Source organism: Burkholderia sp. SJZ089, from assembly GCF_007828315.1.
Taxonomy (GTDB): Bacteria; Pseudomonadota; Gammaproteobacteria; order Burkholderiales; family Burkholderiaceae; genus Burkholderia; species Burkholderia gladioli.
The window spans coordinates 74,991-92,708 of sequence record NZ_VIUM01000012.1; the positions used below are offsets into that span (position 1 = coordinate 74,991).

Genomic DNA, 17,718 nt, shown 5'->3' on the forward strand with positions numbered 1-17,718 from the left:
GAGCGGGGCTGCGGTAGCCGACGCTCGGAATTGTCCAGTCATAAGCAAACACCGCAATGCGCCTTACCATGAGTCACGAACGCATGCTGGCCTCAAATTTCGCTTCGAACGGCCATGCCGGGGAGGGTGCCTGATGGATTTTGGTTTCAATCCGAACCGGATCGCGAACGCCTCGGCGTGGCGTGTGCTGCCCAATCGCTGGGACTTCATCGCCTTTCCGCTGATCCTCTGCGTGATCGCGATGGCGGCGGTGGGCTTCCACGAGACCATGGCGCCGATCGGCACGCTCAGCACCCAGAAGATCTCGCTCGATCCCGCCAACCTGCCCGAATACGCGCTGCGCACCACGCTGCGCATGCTCGCGGCGATGGTCGCCTCGCTGGTGTTCACGCTGGTCTACGGCACGCTGGCGGCCAAGAGCCGCCGCGCCGGCATGGTGCTGGTGCCGATCCTCGACATCCTGCAGTCGGTGCCGGTGCTCGGCTACATCTCGTTTACGGTGACCTTCTTCCTGGCGCTGATCCCGAGCCGCGTGGCCGGCGCCGAGCTGGCCGCGATCTTCGCGATCTTCACCAGCCAGGCCTGGAACATGACCTTCAGCTTCTACCAGTCGCTGCGCACGGTGCCGCGCGACCTGGACGAGGTCTCGCGCGGTTTCCACCTGACCACCTGGCAGCGCTTCTGGAAGCTCGAGGTGCCGTTCTCGATGCCGGGCCTGGTCTGGAACATGATGATGTCGATGTCGGGCGGCTGGTTCTTCGTGGTGGCCTCCGAAGCCATCACGGTGGGCAATCACACCATCATCCTGCCGGGCATCGGCGCCTACCTGGCGCAGGCGATCTCGGACAAGAACATCGGCGCGATCGGCTGGGTGATCCTGGCCATGACGGTGGTGATCCTGGCCTACGACCAGTTGCTGTTCCGCCCGCTGGTGGCCTGGGCCGACAAGTTCCGCATGGAGAACACCAGCTCGGGCAATGCCCCCGAATCCTGGCTGCTCGACCTGGTGCGCCGCACGCGCCTGATCCACCAGTTGCTGGTGCCGGCCGGCTGGCTGCTGGCGCGCGCCGCGCGGCTGCCGTTCCGGCTGCCCTCGTTCGACGCCGCGCGCTTCGCGCTGCCGCGCGTCGAGAAGCGGGCCTCGCGCGCGGCCGACATCGGCTGGGCGATCCTGGTGCTGATCGGCACCGCCTACGTGGTGTGGCGCGTGGTCAGCTTCGTGGCCACCGGCGTGACGCTGGCCGAGGTCGGCCATGTGTTCCTGCTGGGCCTGGCCACGCTGCTGCGCGTGCTGGTGCTGATCGCGATCGCCTCGCTGGTGTGGGTGCCGATCGGCGTGTGGATCGGCCTGCGCCCGGCGCTGGCCGAGAAGGCCCAGCCGATCGCGCAGTTCCTCGCCGCGTTCCCGGCCAACCTGCTGTTCCCGGTGTTCGTGATCGTGATCGCGCGCTTCCACCTGAACCCGGACATCTGGCTGTCGCCGCTGATCGTGCTCGGCACCCAGTGGTATATCCTGTTCAACGTGATCGCCGGGGCGACTTCCTATCCCAACGACTATCGCGAGGCCGCCACCAACTTCCGCATCCGCGGCTGGCAATGGTGGCGCCAGGCGATCCTGCCCGGCATCTTCCCCTACTACGTGACCGGCGCGATCACCGCCTCGGGCGGCGCCTGGAACGCCAGCATCGTCTCCGAGCTGGTGCAGTGGGGCGACACCAAGATCCAGGCGCACGGCCTCGGCGCCTATATCTCCGAGATGACCGCCGCCGGCGACTATCCGAAGATCATCATGGGCATCACGGTCATGTCGCTGTTCGTGACCCTGTTCAACCGCCTGTTGTGGCGCCCGCTGTACGCCTACGCCGAAGCGAAGCTGCGGCTCGACTGAGACTCATTGAGAGCGAAACGCGATGCAAAACCAGAATGCTGTCCAGACGCCGCCGGCGCCGCCGCGCCTGGGTGACGAGATCCTGAACGTCAAGGACGTCAGCCGCGGCTTCAACAAGACGCAGGGCGAACTGCTCGTGCTCGACGGGGCCAACCTGTCGCTGCGCGAGGGCGAGATCGTCGGCCTGCTGGGCCGTTCGGGCTCCGGGAAGTCGACCCTGCTGCGCATCATCGCCGGGCTGATCGAGCCGACCGGCGGCGAGGTCACCTATCTCGGCAAGCCGCTGAGCGGCCCGGCCGAAGGCGTGGCGATGGTGTTCCAGACCTTCGCGCTGTTTCCCTGGTTGACCGTGCTGCAGAACGTGGAAGCGGGCCTGGAGGCGCTCGGCGTCGGTGCTCGCGAGCGGCGCGAGCGCGCGCTCGCGGCGATCGACCTGATCGGCCTGGACGGTTTCGAGAACGCCTATCCGCGCGAGCTGTCGGGCGGCATGCGCCAGCGCGTCGGCTTCGCGCGCGCCCTGGTGGTCGATCCGACCATCCTGCTGATGGACGAGCCGTTCTCGGCGCTCGACGTGCTGACCGCCGAGACGCTGCGTACCGACCTGCTCGACCTATGGACGCAGGGCAGGATGCCGATCAAGTCGGTGCTGATCGTCACGCACAACATCGAGGAAGCGGTGTTCATGTGCGACCGGATCCTGGTGCTGTCGTCGAACCCGGGGCGCGTGATCGCCGAGATCAAGGTGCCGTTCAAGCATCCGCGCAATCGCCTGGACCCGGCCTTCCGCAAGCTGGTGGACGACATCTACGCGAAGATGACGGCGCGCCAGACCGGCGAGGCCACCAAGAAGGGTCTCGATTCGGGCAGCTGGCTGCCGCGCGTGTCGACCAACCTGATGGCCGGCCTGATCGAGACGCTGGCCGCGCCGCCGTACCACGGCCGCGCCGACATGCCGGAAATCGCGCGCTCGCTGCATCTCGAGGTGGATGATCTGTTCCCGATCGCCGAAGTGCTGCAGCACCTTGGCTTCGCCGACGTGCGCGAGGGCGACGTGTTCCTGACGCCGCCGGCGCGCGTGTTCGCCGAGTTCGGCACGCAGGAGCGCAAGATGATGTTCGCGGACCACCTGCTGCGTCACGTGCCGTTGGCGGCGCGGATCAAGAAGGTGCTCAACGAGCGGCCCGGCCATCGCGCGCCTCGCGTGCGCTTCGAGCAGGAGCTGGAGGATTTCCTGTCGGACAGCGCGGCCGAGGAGACGCTCGACGCGGTGATCGACTGGGGGCGTTATGGGGAGATCTTCTCGTATAACGACCAGACGGAGATCTTCAGTCTGGAGGATGTGGAGTCTTGAGGGTGGTGGGTGGGTGCCGGGGACGGGCATCCGTCTTGAAGCCGAGGTGTGGTGGGTAGTGAGAAAGGCGCGATCGATCATCGCGCCTTTTTTGTTTTGTTGAATCAGGTCAAAAAAATTTCGACCCGAAGAGTAGCGGCATCAAAGTAGAACAACCCGCTTGATGGCATTTTCACGAAGGGCTTCGATGGTGCGGCAGCGAGCTGTTGCCGATGTCCTCCTAGCGTGTTGCGACGCCGCTGCGCGTCTATCGCGCGATCCTTTCCAATGCCTTTCGGGCGGGGATTTTCTTGATCTCCCGATGTCATTAGAATCCTCAGACAAGTGAAACCGGGGAGCCGTCCCCGCGAGAGAGCAGGCCGTGATGAGGCCGACAACAAGATGGGTAACGAATGAACGTGACCGATTTGACTCAGGCCATTCAGGGCGGACTGATTCAGCAAGATCGGCTGGTCAAGACGGACATTCCGTCGCTGCCGGCCAACACCATGGTGCCGTGTCGTGTCCTGACCGCGTCGGAACTCGGGCGTGACTTCAGCGTGACGCTCGACATGATCTCGACGGCTGGTGACGTTGAACTCAAGGCGGTGATCGCGCAGCCGATGAGCTTGTGGATCCAGCAGGCGGACAAATCCTATTTACCGATCAACGGCTATGTGCATACCGCGCGACGCCTCGGTGCAGACGGCAGTTTTACTGCCTATCAGTTGGTTTTCGCGTCGTGGATGCATTTCCTGCGATTCCGCAGCGACATGCGCTATTGGCAAGATCGGAGCGTCGACGCAATCATCACCGACGTATTCAATCAGCATCCGCAAGCCCAAGGCAATTTCCAGTTTGCCTTGTCGAAAGTGTTGCCGTCGCGGTCGTATTGCCGCCAGAGCGAATCCGACTGGAATTTCGTCCATCGACTGATGGAAGAGGAAGGGCTATTCGGGTTTTGGCGGCAGAGCAAAGACGGTAAATCACATACGCTCGTGGTGACCGACGACGTTCATTCGCTCGATCCACTATCGTCGAATCCGGTCCAGTTCTATCGGTCGGGCGCCGGCAGCGAGGTCGATGCGTTCACCCAGTGGAGTGGCTCCCGGACCCTGCAGAGCACGACCCATACGACGCGCACGTTCGACTACAAGACACCATCGACCGTTGCCAATCCGAAAGAAACGACATTGCCGACGATGGCCGGCCAAGGGGCGCTACCCGAACAAGCCGAAATCTACGAATACACGGGTGCCTATACCTATCCGCAGCAGGATCGAGGCGAACACCTGTCGAAGATTCATCTGGAGGAGTGGGAATCGAAAGCGAAACGTTTCTTCGGCGTGGGCGGCGTTCGGGGGATCGACGCGGGGCTGCGGTTCGAACTGACCGGTCATCCTGAGCATGATCGGGATTCGGCGAATCAACGTGAGTTTGCGGCGATCAAGGTTCGCCGGTATATCGAAAACAATCTGCCGCTGTCGAATCAGGAAGCGAGCTTTCCACATAGTTTGCAACACGAACTGGCACTGGCCAAGACGGGATACGTGGGGGCATCCGTTGCTCACGATGACGGTTCGGCCGGGTTCTTTCTGGTCGAGGTGGAGGCGCAGCGCACGACGGTCCCGTATCGCAGCCCGTTCGAGCACAAGAAGCCGAAAATGCATCTCGAGACGGCGATCGTCGTAGGACCTCGGGGTGAAGAGGTGTACACGGACGAATTGAACCGGGTGAAGGTGATGTTCGTCTGGGACAGGCAGAACCAGGGCGATGCCGGTGCGTCGTGCTGGGTGCGGGTCGCGCAATCGGATACTGGCGGTGGCTACGGCGGCGTGCACATGCCGCGCATTGGCGAGGAAGTCATCATCGGTTACGTAGGTGGCGACTGCGATCGCCCGATCGTGCTGCACCGCGTGTACAACGGAAAGGTCAAGCCTCAGTGGCATAGCAACGGCATCCTGTCGGGATACCGATCGAAGGAGTATTCGGGAGCCGGTTATAACCAGATGGTGATGGACGACGCAACGGGCCAGAACCGGGTGCAGTTGATGAGCAGCAGCGCGAATAGCATGCTGCACCTCGGCTATCTGATCGATCAGAGTGGAAACTCGCGCGGTGCTTACCTCGGCAGCGGCTTCGATCTGCGTACCGACGACTACGGCGCGGTGCGCGCTAGCCGTGGCCTGTATGTCACTACCCATCCCAAGACGATCAATAGCCAACCGCTCGACGTGAAGGAGACGCAGCAACAGCTCGTCAATGCCGAGAGCATTGTCGAGTCGCTTTCGGAAGCGAGCGTGCAGCATCAGGCCGAAAGCCTGCAGGATGCGCATGATGCGATGCGGGCGCTGACCGATGCGACTCAGAACAGCGTGAGCGGCGTGCTCGGCGCGGGGGGCAATACAGCAGGCGGGGGGACCGGCAGCGCCAAGACGTTCCAGCAGCCGGTGATGGTGTTCGGCAGCCCGGCTTCGATCGGCTTGTCGTCGCAGCAATCGGTGCATGTGGCGGCGAACCAGCATGTGAACCTCGTAAGTGGACAGAGCGTCAACGTCGCGGCGGGCAAGTCATTGGTCGCGAGCGTTGCCGAAAAGCTGAGCCTGTTCGTTCAGAACGCCGGCATGAAGCTGTTCGCGGGCAAGGGCAAGGTGGAGATTCAGGCGCAGTCGGACAACATCGAGTTGGTGGCGCAGAAGACGGTAAAGGTGCTGTCGGCGACGGATACGGTCAACGTCACCGCCAAGCAGGAAGTTTTGCTGACCAGTGGCGGCGCCTACATCTGAATCTCGAACGGGAACATCGAAATTCATGCACCCGGAAAGATCGACGTGAAGGGCGGCTCGCATAACTTTTCGGGGCCAACCCGCCTGGATCCGGCATTTCCTTCGTGGGTGGCGTCTGACGGCAAGCCGAAGCGCTCGACGCCCTTTTCCGGATAGCGCCTGGGCGCTCGACAAGGCGTGCGTAGCGCGCTAAGACACCGCGAATACAATCAGGAAACACAGAGCATGGCAGCTGATACTGGTGATACCTTGACGGCGATTTCGCAATGGGCTTATCCATTCCCACAAAAGGATGCTAGCGCGGCAATCGATCCGGACGCTTACCTGGCAGCGCTGCAAGGCAGCGATGGTCCGTTTCCCCTGGGTTTGAATGGCCTCTGGCACGGTGGAATTCACTTCGATCAAGAGGGTGGTTCGTCCGCCTCCGGTGACCTCGATCACAGCGGTGGCGTGCGCTGCATTGCAGATGGAGAGGTGGTGGCGTATTGCCTCGATAGTGACTACCAGCGGCTGACTTATCCGGACCAGTCGACAGCGCTGTATTCGCGCAGCTTCACCTTGGTCAAGCACAAGCTGACCTTGCCCCCGGTGCCGGCGGGCACCTCGAACAGCGCATCGAATACGCCGGCTTCGTCGAACAAGCCGAGCATCGATCCGGCCGACTCCCTGGTGTTTTTCAGCTTGTACATGCACTTGGCGCCCTGCAAGGTGTACAAGCATTCGGAGCAGGACAAGAACAAGAAGACCTGGCCCGGATACTACAACGCCGAATCGATTTACACGGTCAAGTCCACGTATACGGTCAATGCGAAAGACGCGCTAGATCAGCAGGAAAACGTCAAATCTGGCGAGCCGATCAAAGGCATTCACGTGCATCGCGACAAACGCGGGCATCCCGAGAAGAATCTCGGCATCTTGCCGTCCGGCAGCAAGGTCAAGATTCAGCGCCCCGCGCGTGCGCCGAAGGGCTGGGGACGTATCGAAGCGATCGTGTCCGGTGAAATCGCGCCGATCACGCCGGGCGGGGCCGTGGAAGCCGATGCATCGAAAGGCTGGGTCTATCTCGCGGCGTTCGATGACGAGATCAATCCGGCAGCGCTCGACAAGGCCTACGTGCTGCCCAAGCCGATCCGCATCGGTGCGGGCGAAGTGATCGGCTATCTGGGCGAGTATCAGAATGTGCAACATGCGTCGACGTTGCCGCCCAGCCCGCAGCGCGCCTTGCTGCATGTCGAGGTGTTTGCTGGCGACGACCTGCCGACGTTCATGACTCGCAGCGTGGCACGCGCGGCTCAATTGACGCAGGAGCCGAAAACTCAACTGGTATTGGAGAAGGGCGCTGTTCTGTACGGCTACAAGGCGGAAGGTGATCTGACCTTGCCGGAGAAAACCGTCGTCACACCTACCAAGGATTCACCCGAACGCGGTGCTTGGGCGAAGGTGCAGATCAAGGGGAGTGCAGACACGACCTCGTACTGGATTCAGCGCAGCGAGTTGGATGGCAAGGGCACGCGCAAGGCGTGGCGTGAGTTTCCTCTGTCGACGGCGAATGCTCCCGCTGGCACGAATGATTACTTGCGCGTGGTCAATATCGGCGGGCTTGTGGAGTTCGTCGACGATAAGAAGCACAGCTGGTATCAAGTCGATGCAGGCGATGCTGGGCAAAAGGCCGTAAACGGCTTCGTCTGTGCCTCGGGGCAAGCGCATGTGTCGTTGCAGAATAAATGGGCTTGGGCAGGTTTCAAGTTGCTGTCTTCGAACCTGAGCACGGCTGATCTCTACAAACGCTTTTTGCATCTGAAAAACGACAACGGCACCGCCGAGGAAAAGGCTGCGTTCGAGGCCAGCTTCAATAGCGCCAAAAGCGATGCGTTGGTCACTCAACTCGATGAGGCCTTGATGTCGGCTGAGCACCGTCAAGGCAAGGTTCTCGGCGAGGATGTACTGAGCGCCCTGCGAGACAAGTGGCGCGCCAATCGCGTCGATCACTTGGTGGTGAAGTACGAGAGCGAATGGGGCGGGCAGATGAGCAAGTGGGATGCGCTCGATCCGCTGATGCACGACGGTTTGCCATATTGGAAGGTTGAGAAGGATCGGATCAAGCAGTTGCAAGTGTGGGATGCATGCAAGGGAGCGCTGAAGCCTTTGTCGGGGCCAAGCGTCTATCATCTGCATCCGGTTGGTTTGGTGAGTAATTTTTTCGACCCGGACACGTGTGCGTGTGGGTGTTGTCTGACGGTTAAGGGAACTCGATTCGCTCACACTAAAACAGATATTTGGTGGGGGCCCATTCACGATGGTTCTGTCCCATTGGGAGATTGTTTAGCACTAAAATCGATGCGAGCCAGTGGGGAGTTGAGTGATGTAGAGGAAAAGGTTTTGCGCGCTATGTCGAGTAATGAAGGATGCATAGATACAGTGCATGCTTATGACACGGCAATCATAACGGCTGGGGCGATGCAAAAGATAATTATCGGGGATGCAAGTACGGGTGAGTTGGCCACGCAGATTTCTGATTTTAGAAGTGAACATCCTTTGGAGTATGCGAAATTTTTCGAAAACTGTGGCTGGACAGTTGTCGGTAGTGGAAGAGATGCATCGCTAGGATATGCTCATCCAACGTTTACTAATGGTGTTCGGCTTGTGGGGAAGGCTCTTTTTAATGCTTTGCGGCGTGATTGCTCGGCTAATACTTTTCGTAAGCCCGTTGACTGCCCTCCTATCGCTTCCATGGCACATGCAGTGTCGTCGCCGTTATATCAAAGGTTGCAAGTAAAGGATTTCTTGATTCGATTTAATAAGGCAATAGATCAGAGTCCGAGGGGTTATGATTTTTCGATAAAGGATTATTTTCATTCGCCATTGGGGCGTGCTACTGCTTTGGATCAAAGCGTCAATGCGCCTTCGCTTGTGTCGCGTGATGTCCGGGCGGCATTGGATCGTTTTTTTAAAAAAAATCCGAATGTTTCGCGTAATCCAGAGGAATGGGGCGCTGGTAGAGCTGAGTATGAATCCAGTATTTTGCAGGACTACGGAAACTCTAGAGCCATGGCGGTGGCCAATGGGAAATCGGTCGCCCCGGATCGATATGCACACTTGGTTGCGGTGCTAGGAGATCCATCATGATCAATATTTTATTTGATATGAAAAATTTAGTTCAGAAATATCGCGGTTTGTCGATGAGTCGTTCTTTGCATGCCACTATGTTGGCTTTCGTGACGTTGTTTTTTACTAACGCTGCCACTTCGTCGGCATTTGGTTCGCCATCGTCGAACACATTTAAATTTTCCCTGCCCAACGGGGCATCGATTGTATACAGCGATCCCTTGCCTACAGGAAACCAATCTTCTGATCCTTTGTGGAAGAGAGAGGTGTTTCATTTTTCTGATGGTTCATCTTTTAACATAATTCCGAGAAATAATGATCCGGTCGGGTTTTCTCAAACCTGGGCTGCAAGCAAAGAAGATGTTTCCCCTTCCGGTCAATTTGTTTTGATTGGGAGGTTTGAGGTGGGCGTCGTTGATGGTGGTGGGGAAAGCACTAACTCAGCCACCCAGTATTGTTCTGTATTGGAAATCCCATCTGGATGTGTCTATGAAGATCAAGCCGGGGAAATATGCGGAGCAGGTTGGAAACGCGGTCATCCAGCCCAGTGGGGGGGCGAGGATGAGTCGAAGGCAATGTTGCAAGATAGTCGGCCATCGGCCAAGAAGTTAATTAAATTTATTAATTCTGGGCAACCTGCCAAAGGTTCGCTCGAGTTCGATATTTCCGGCGCCGAAAATCTAATGCGTTGCGATCCTTTATCTCTTGATAACCGCGAAGCCTATCAAAAAATTTCGGCAGCCCTCCATGCTTCGGGCTCGCAGTTCGCTGCACACTCGATCGACACTGCGCTTTCCAAGATGAATACAACATCGACACCCCCAGTCGATGGTAATAAAGGATCTAAGACAGCCGGTATCTCGGCGGCGCGTGCCACCCTGTATTCTGCGCCGAATGAAGCCAGCGCGACCCATGCTTATCTGATTAAGAATGACAGAGTGACAGTATTGCAACAGTCACCTATCGGCTGGGTTTATGTGGACTACATAAACGCTTCCGGTAAGCATTTGCTTCGATGGATTAAAGCCGACGACCTAGCTATCGCGCCATGACGTGATAGGTGGCGAAAAACTGGTTGCGACATTCTCAGAATGTGACGCGTTTTAGATTTCGTCGTATTAAGTAAGATTTGGCCGTCGTTGAGCGCTTGCGTGTACGCCGAATGTGGGCGGCCTTGACTGAACATATCGATGCTAGGTTTACACCGATATCACTGTGGCTGCGGCATCTGCTTACCGATGCGACTGGCGGCGTTAGCGAAGTCGTGATGGAGAATGGGCTGTGAGCAAAAAAATATGCTTGATATTTTTATGTTGCTTTATTTTTGAGGCTGACGCTCTGGCTGCATCTGAAGAAAACAAGATTATTGATGATTTTGAAGGTATTGGGAAACCTGGTTATCTTCGTTCGGAATTGGTGTCCGATGGCTTGATCATTCGATATTCATCTTCTTCGTTACGAAAGACACTTTCGTACCGTGTCGAAAATTTCGATGAATGTAGCATGATGGGTATCTATGTTGTTCCTCATACGAAATTGTTGGCTATTGATGGCAGCTGTTCTAGTCGAGGTGGCCAAATATACCGATACATTTACAGGTGGAATGTCGACTATAAGAATTGGTGTTTGATTCGACAAATAAACGGAGAAAAATCTGATGTTACCTCTGGAACAGTAGTGCCGACGGAAGATGTGCTGCGAGTGAGTGGGTGTGCTCCGATGGGGAAAATAGATTCACTGGCGTATGAGTCGAAGGATCGGGTAAGAAGCGAAATTCAAGATGAAATCAAGGATTTCAAAAAAGCGGCTCAAACGTCATCGTCACTTGAAGGATATGTTGTTAATATGCCTGACTTTCAGGTTGCAGAGTTTGCGGGAAGTATTGATGCAAGCAATGTTGAGGATATTAATAATTTGGCTTTTTATCTTGGGGCATATAAGCGATCTAGTGATGCGGTAGAAATTCTGCAGTCACTGGTGAGGAAGTTTCCAGATCGAACCGTGGCTCGGCTGAATTTGGCGGATGCTTATTGGGATATCGATGCTAAAGATTTGGCTGTTCCGCAGTATCAGGAATATAACAGGCAAATGAATGCGAAAGGTCTATCTGCGAAAATTCCTCCTCGATCATTGGATAGAGTGAAGTAGTTTTTGGGAGTCATTGTCGGAATGCACACCGCTCGCATCGGCGCGACGATCGCCACCGCCTTGTTACTGAGCAATGTGGCTGGCAAGCCAGTAAGTGCCGCCGCGCCCTCGACAACGCTCCGGTTCGCCTTGCCTGGCGGAGCAGCGATTCTCTATAGCAAGGCTTTGGATCCCCAAACACCCTTGTCCCAGCGTTCGTGGCAGCAGGCCGTATTCCATCTCCCGAACGGCACGAAGTTCCGCCTGCAGCCGAGATCGGGTGAATCGGACTCAGACGGTACACAAATGGAGCCGCCGAGCGACAGCAATATCTCGCCATCTGGCCAATACGTCACCATTGGACGCATCGAATCCGGAACGGTCTCATTGGGGCCAGGGCAAGCAGAATCTGTTATGAGCAGAGAATACTGTACTGCCGTCGAGATTCGAACCGGTTGCATCACTGCGGACCAAACCGGTGAGATATGCGGGGCGGGTTGGCAAACAGGCAACCCGCGCAGTGGGGAACCGATGATCAGACGAGTTTGATGCTGAAAGATGACCGTCCGTCGGCAAGCCGATTGCTGCGGTTCATCAACTCCGGTCAGCCGCCGCAGTCAGTAATCGACGACGACTCCGGCGCTGATAATGTGTTGCGTTGTGATCCACCATCCTCTACCAATCGTGTTGCCTATGAGCGGATTGTGAGTGCCTTGCGAGCGGCGGGTATGAAAAACGGTGCGGGGCTATTCAACGCCGCTTTGTCAAATAAAGGGGAGGCCCCGGTGAGCACATCGGGGCCGGCAGCAACGGTAAGCGAGCATCGTGCGGCGATCATATCGGTACAGAAAGCAACGCTTTACGATGCGCCTGATGAGGCTCGTGTGACCCGAGCCTATCTGGTCAAAAACGACACAGTGATAGTGCTTAAGCAATCCCCGACCAGCTGGGCTTATGTGGATTACATCAATTCCTCCGGAAAGCACTTGCTTCGATGGATCAAGGCCGATGACCTTGCGATCAAACCGTGATGTGAGGAGGCGGGCACGATAGGGCTCGACATGCACTGAATGACTCCGTCAGGCCTGCTGTGCAGATGGCTCGCTCGAACAGATCGAGCCATAAGCCGATATGGAAATCGCATGGGAGCCGTTGATGCCAACTAACGGATGATAAGCATGAAAAACACATTTCTTATGCTTATCTCGACGGCCCTTATTCTTTTCTCGGCGAAGGTGTTTGCGGATGGCGATATGACTTTATCGGCGAGGCAGGTTCGCCCCGGCTGTTCCGTTGTCGTACACAAGGAATATCCGTCCGGAGTCGATCCAAACATCAACTCGGCCGTGTTTGATCAGCAACTGCGCTGGAAGTGTGACGGTGCCCCGACAGTCAAGATCGGGACGATCGAGGCACAAGGTGGTGGGCCGGAAATCGTCATGGTCTTCTATCGACCCAATGAGATCCTTGTCTTGGCGCGCTGGCGTTCAGATGCAGTCAGCGCGGATTTTCACGGGGACTTCTATCAGGTCAGTGGATTTCGTCTTGAGGAGGTCGGCAAGCAGGCTACGTTCAAGGCGGTGCCGGCTGTCACCAAGGCGTTTGGCGATGGCTACGACGGCTTGCTTGATGGAAGACGTGTCACGTTTCCCTACAAGAATGCTGCATCGATCCGTACACGCTTGAGAGCACTCGGTCTGTGATTGGATCACGATGCCCCAACGATGCGCGCGTGGTCGCACGACCCGCGCGCATCGTCGTTTCCCGATCCGGCCTACTGCAAACTCCCCCAACGCGCCACGGCCGGCTCCGCCGAAGCCCAGGTCCAAGCACCACCCTGCGGCGCCTCGCAGGCACTGGCGATATACCAATCCGCCTTGTCGCCATCCTTCACCGAGAACGCGAATTCCTTGCACAGCGCCAGCGGCGTCGAGAACGCGCGCGTCACGCGCACCTCGCCCTCGCCGTTGTCGATCGGGATGCGGTTCTTCACCTTCCACGGCGCCACCTGACCCACCGCGAGCCCGCCCGCGGTGCTGGCGATCACATCCTGCTGCCCCGCCTGGAACGCCTTCATGGTGCGATTGACCGCTTCGTCGGTAGCGGCCTGCACGGCGATGCCCACGCCGATGCCGATCGCCGGATTGGCGGTGACGAGGCCGGTGGCCGCACCCGCCAGCGCGCCGCTGGCCGCTCCCGCCGAGCCGCAGCCGGGCAGCGTCGCGACGCCCGCCGCGAGCGCGCAGACGATCGCGACGGTGCGCAGCGCGATCATTGCAGCGCTCCCCAGCGGCCGGTGGCCGGCTCGGCCGAAGCCCACTTCCATTTCGGTCCGTCGCGGCAGATGGTGGCGACATAGAACGACGCGCCGCTCGGGACAGCGGCCGGCGCCGATGCCGCTACAGCCCCGGAAGCCGCCGCTGCCGACGAGGCGCCGGCTGCCGCCGCGGCCGCCTTCTTCGCATCGCTGTCGACCGAGAACACGATCTCCTTGCAGTCGAGCGGGCCCACGCTGATCAGGCGGCTGACGGTCACGCGGCCGAACTCGTCGTCCTCGATCGGCATCGTGTGATGGGTGGACCAGCGCGCCACGCCGCCCACCTCGAGCGGGCCGGCCGCGTCGGCGATCTGGCCTTGCGAATAGGTGTGCGCGACACGCTGCGTGTACTGCACGCCGGCGCGCGCGGCGGCCACCACGCCCAGGCCGATGCCGGTCGCCACCGCCGCATTGTTGGTCACCTTGGCGGCCACGGCCGCGCCGGCGATACCCGCGCCGGCGGTGGCACCTTCGCTGTAGAGGGAGTTGCAGCCGGAGAGCAGCGTCGACAGCAACGCCGCGCCGGCGAGCGTCAGGCTCGCCGCGCGACGTGCCGGCCGCCCGGGCCTTGCAGTGAGTGAATTCATGCTGGATGCGGTCCTGTCTGGTAACCGCCGCGCCCGCTCCTGACGGCGCGGCACCGGCCGCCATTGTGGTGCAGATATCCGACCCGAATTGCAAAAGATGGATAAACGTTTGCGGCGCCGGTCGGCGCACAGTGTCATACAAAAGCGTCGGCGAGGGTCGCATCGTTACAAATTGAAGGTAATTGTTACCTTCGCAGGGATCGGGCCAGCCTACACTCGTTCGTCACTGACTGTTTCCACGGCGACGCCGCACAGCTCAATGAGACACCCTGCCATGCGCCGCACGCGGCGCAACCCCCGCCCGCAACACGGCGAAGGCGCGAACCGCCCCGCCATGCCCACCGGGCCGTCTTCTCCCGCGCCCGCCGGCGCCGTGCCCGAGGCACCTGCCGACGGCGATCACAACCAGGGTGGCGCGCGCCCCGAAGGGATCGACTACCAGCGCGATCTGGGCTCCGAACAGGACGCCTGAACGCTTCATCGCTCACATCGACCTTGCCTTGGGCGACGGCGTGTTACTTGCGCGCCTGCGCCGCGCTTTGCCGTCCAGTCGGCATGCGAGATCGAGAAGCGAACATCGCGCCGTCGCGCCGGGCACAGCACCTGCTCGCGACATCAGGCATCGGCGTGTGTTCTTGCGCCGTCCCCATCAAGCACAGGAGGTCAAGCCGTATGAGCAGATTGATCGTGGTTTCGAATCGCGTGGCAGCCGGCCAGGATACGCGTCCCTCGGCAGGTGGTCTCGCCGTGGGCGTGCTCGACGCGCTGCGGCAATCGGGCGGCGTCTGGTTCGGCTGGAACGGCGAGATCGTCGGCGAGGCGGGCGAGCCTGTGATCGAGCGCGAAGGCAACGTGACCTACGCGACGGTCGGCCTGGCGCGCCGCGACTACGACCAGTACTACCGGGGTTTCTCGAACGCGACGCTGTGGCCGGTGTTCCACTACCGCATGGATCTCGCGCGCTTCGATCGCCAGGAGTACGAAGGCTATCTGCGCGTCAATCGCACCCTGGCCAAGCAACTGAGCAAGCTGGTCGAGCCCGACGACATCATCTGGGTTCACGACTACCACCTGCTGCCTTTCGCGCATGCGCTGCGCGAGTTGGGCGTGCGCAACCCGATCGGCTTCTTCCTGCACATCCCGTTCCCCGCGCCCGAGGTGCTGCGCACGGTGCCGCCGCACGACGAACTGGTGCGCTTCATGGCCGCCTACGACGTGGTCGGCTTCCAGACCGAATCGGACAAGCAGTCCTTCGTCGATTATCTCGAGCGGCGCGGGATCGGCTCCGCCTCCGAGGACGGGGTGCTGCACGTGCATGGCCGGGTGGTGAAGGTCGGCGCCTATCCGATCGGCGTCTATCCCGATGCGATCGCCGAGGCCGCGGTCCAGCATGCGCAGCGCAAGCCGGTGGCCGCGCTTCGCGATGCGATCCGCGACCGCAAGCTGGTGATGAGCGTGGATCGCCTCGATTATTCGAAGGGGCTGGTCGAGCGCTTCCAGGCCTTCGAGCGCTTGCTGTCGAACGCCTCGGGCTGGCAGGGGCGCGTGTCCTTCGTGCAGGTCGCGCCGCCGACCCGCTCGGACGTGCAGACCTACCAGCGCATCCGCCAGACGCTCGAAGGCGAGGCGGGTCGCATCAACGGCCGATTCGCGCAGCTCGACTGGACGCCGATCCAGTACCTGAACCGCAAGTACGAACGCAACCTGCTGATGGCGCTGTTCCGGCATGCCCACGTCGGTTATGTCACGCCGCTGCGCGACGGCATGAACCTGGTGGCCAAGGAATACGTCGCCTCGCAGAACCCGGAGGATCCGGGCGTGCTGGTGCTGTCCGAGTTCGCCGGCGCGGCGGCCGAGCTGCCGGGCGCGCTGATCGTCAACCCGGCCGATCTCTCGCAGATGGCCGATGCGCTGGAGCGCGCGTTGTCGATGCCGCTCGGCGAACGGCGCGAGCGTCACGGCAGCAATTTCGCCGCGCTCAAGCGCAACGACCTGGGCGTGTGGCGCGATTCCTTCCTGTCCGACCTGCGCAGCGTCGCGACCGCCGCCTCGATCACGCGGCGCGTGGGCCGGCGCGTGGCCGATGCGTGACGAATCGAGCCGATAAGACCAACGCTGCATGAAGCAACGACGGCACCGCGAGGTGCCGTCGTTTTTTACATGGAGAGGGAAGAAAGGCTCGGCCCGCGAGCCGTCGTCGCGATCAAGCCGTTTGCGCGGGCGGCGTCGCGCCGAGCCGCAGCAGGCTCACGCAGGCCGCGATCGCCGCGAACACGGTGGCCACGTAAAGCGCGAGGGTCGGCCCGTGCTGCGGCGCGACGCTGAAGATCAGCGCGACGATCGCCGCGCCCAGCGTCTGCCCCGTCAGCCGCGCGGTGCCGAGCATGCCGCTGGCGCCGCCGCTGCGATGGCGTGGCGCCGAGGACAGGATGGTGCGATTGTTGGGCGACTGGAACAGCCCGAAACCGGCACCGCACAGCGCCATGCGCCAGACGATGTCGAGCGGCGCCGGATGCGAGCCCAGCATCGCCAGCGCGAGCAGCCCGGCGGCGAACAGGCCCAGGCCGATGCCGCCCAGCATGCCGGCCGAATAGCGATCCGAGAGCACGCCGGCCAGCGGCGCGGCCACCATGATCACCAGCGGCCAGGGCGTCATGTAGAGCCCGGTTTCCACCTGCGAGAGCCCGAGCGTGTGCTGCAGCCAGAACGGCAGCGCGACGAAGGCGAGCATCTGCGAGGTGAAGGAGGCGATCGAGGTGCCGATCGACAGTGCGAAGATCGGGATGCGCAGCAGGTCGACCGGCAGCAGCGGCGCCGGCTGGCTCAGCTGGCGCCGCACGAACACGTAGCCGAGCCCCACCGCGCCGATCGCGCCGGCGGCCACCAGCGCATGGTTCTGGCTGTGGCCGAGCCCGTCGACGGTCATGATCACCAGGCCGAACACGCAGGCGTTCAGCACCGCGCTGAGATAGTCGTAAGGCGCGTCGTGGCCGCGGTTCGGCGGCAGCGCGCGCAGGCCGACCACCACCGCGGCGATGCCGATCGGCACGTTGATCGCGAACAGCCAGGGCCAGTGCGCCACCGCGAGCACGGCCGAGGCCACGGTCGGCCCGACCGCCGAGGCCAGCGCCACCACCATTGCGTTGAGCGCGACGCCGCGGCCGAGCAGGCGCGTGGGATAGGTCATGCGCACCAGGGCGGTATTGACGCTCATGATGCCGGCCGCGCCGAAGCCCTGGATCACGCGCAAGGCGGCCAGCGAAGCCAGCGAGTCGGCCAGCGCGCAGCCCAGCGAGGCCACCGTGAACAGCATCAGGCCGCCCAGGTAGACGCGCCGGTAGCCGATCCGGTCGCCGAGCGCGGCCAGCGGCAGCAGGGAGATGGTGATGGCGAGCTGGTAGGCGTTGACGACCCAGATCGAGGCGGCGTCGCTGGCTTGAAGATCGCGCGCGATGGTCGGCAGGGCGACGTTGGCGATCGCGCTGTCGAGCACCGCCAGCGTGATGCCGAGCGCGACGCAGACGATCGCCCAGTAGCGTTGAGGAAGGGGCAGGCCGTTATCTTCGGCGTTCATGGCG

Annotated in this window: 12 protein-coding genes and 1 pseudogene; 10 read left to right on the forward strand and 3 right to left on the reverse strand. The window is 60.6% G+C overall.

The features are described from left to right. The first annotated feature begins 133 nt into the window (after positions 1-133). The 8 genes and pseudogenes from FB600_RS22050 (at position 134) to FB600_RS22085 (ending at position 12,939) form a co-directional block, all read left to right on the forward strand. Positions 134-1,888 carry an ABC transporter permease gene (locus FB600_RS22050; protein WP_047836004.1) on the forward strand — a complete coding sequence of 585 codons (1,755 nt, stop codon included), beginning with the start codon at positions 134-136 and terminating at the stop codon, positions 1,886-1,888. A 22-nt stretch (positions 1,889-1,910) separates the two neighbouring features. Further along, complete coding sequence (locus FB600_RS22055) at positions 1,911-3,239, forward strand: AAA-associated domain-containing protein (protein WP_013699026.1); 1,329 nt, start codon at positions 1,911-1,913, stop codon at positions 3,237-3,239. A 392-nt stretch (positions 3,240-3,631) separates the two neighbouring features. Then, a pseudogene (locus tag FB600_RS22060) lies at positions 3,632-6,160 on the forward strand (type VI secretion system Vgr family protein). Positions 6,161-6,229: 69 nt separating this feature from the next. Then, positions 6,230-9,130 carry a hypothetical protein gene (locus tag FB600_RS22065; protein WP_145757348.1) on the forward strand — a complete coding sequence of 967 codons (2,901 nt, stop codon included), beginning with the start codon at positions 6,230-6,232 and terminating at the stop codon, positions 9,128-9,130. Then, the gene (locus tag FB600_RS22070) at positions 9,127-10,161 is read left to right on the forward strand and encodes a hypothetical protein (protein ID WP_127841011.1); all 1,035 of its coding nucleotides are present in this window, start codon (positions 9,127-9,129) and stop codon (positions 10,159-10,161) included. The genes FB600_RS22065 and FB600_RS22070 overlap by 4 nt, the downstream gene beginning before the upstream one ends. Before the next feature lie 229 nt (positions 10,162-10,390). After that, entirely contained in the window at positions 10,391-11,257 is an 867-nt protein-coding gene (locus FB600_RS22075; protein ID WP_145757349.1) for a tetratricopeptide repeat protein, read from the forward strand. Positions 11,258-11,784: 527 nt separating this feature from the next. After that, positions 11,785-12,267 carry a hypothetical protein gene (locus FB600_RS22080; RefSeq protein ID WP_127837669.1) on the forward strand — a complete coding sequence of 161 codons (483 nt, stop codon included), beginning with the start codon at positions 11,785-11,787 and terminating at the stop codon, positions 12,265-12,267. A gap of 147 nt (positions 12,268-12,414) precedes the next feature. Beyond that, positions 12,415-12,939 (forward strand): hypothetical protein, encoded by a 525-nt coding sequence (locus FB600_RS22085; protein WP_127837670.1) that lies wholly within the window; start codon positions 12,415-12,417, stop codon positions 12,937-12,939. 71 nt (positions 12,940-13,010) lie between these two features. Here the strand turns inward: FB600_RS22085 and FB600_RS22090 are convergent, their stop codons facing one another. Together FB600_RS22090 and FB600_RS22095 are read right to left on the reverse strand one after the other, a co-directional pair. Next, positions 13,011-13,511 (reverse strand): hypothetical protein, encoded by a 501-nt coding sequence (locus FB600_RS22090; protein WP_013699023.1) that lies wholly within the window; start codon positions 13,509-13,511, stop codon positions 13,011-13,013. Then, complete coding sequence (locus FB600_RS22095) at positions 13,508-14,140, reverse strand: hypothetical protein (protein ID WP_145757350.1); 633 nt, start codon at positions 14,138-14,140, stop codon at positions 13,508-13,510. Before FB600_RS22095 ends, FB600_RS22090 begins: the two co-directional genes overlap by 4 nt. Before the next feature lie 259 nt (positions 14,141-14,399). Between FB600_RS22095 and FB600_RS22100 the strand changes: the two genes are divergently transcribed. After that, entirely contained in the window at positions 14,400-14,612 is a 213-nt protein-coding gene (locus FB600_RS22100; protein WP_025096587.1) for a hypothetical protein, read from the forward strand. Positions 14,613-14,812: 200 nt separating this feature from the next. Further along, entirely contained in the window at positions 14,813-16,231 is a 1,419-nt protein-coding gene (gene otsA, locus FB600_RS22105; RefSeq protein WP_017921411.1) for an alpha,alpha-trehalose-phosphate synthase (UDP-forming), read from the forward strand. A 112-nt stretch (positions 16,232-16,343) separates the two neighbouring features. Here the strand turns inward: otsA and FB600_RS22110 are convergent, their stop codons facing one another. Then, positions 16,344-17,714, reverse strand: coding sequence for an MFS transporter (locus FB600_RS22110; protein WP_098181666.1), 1,371 nt, complete (start codon positions 17,712-17,714; stop codon positions 16,344-16,346). Positions 17,715-17,718: the final 4 nt, after the last annotated feature.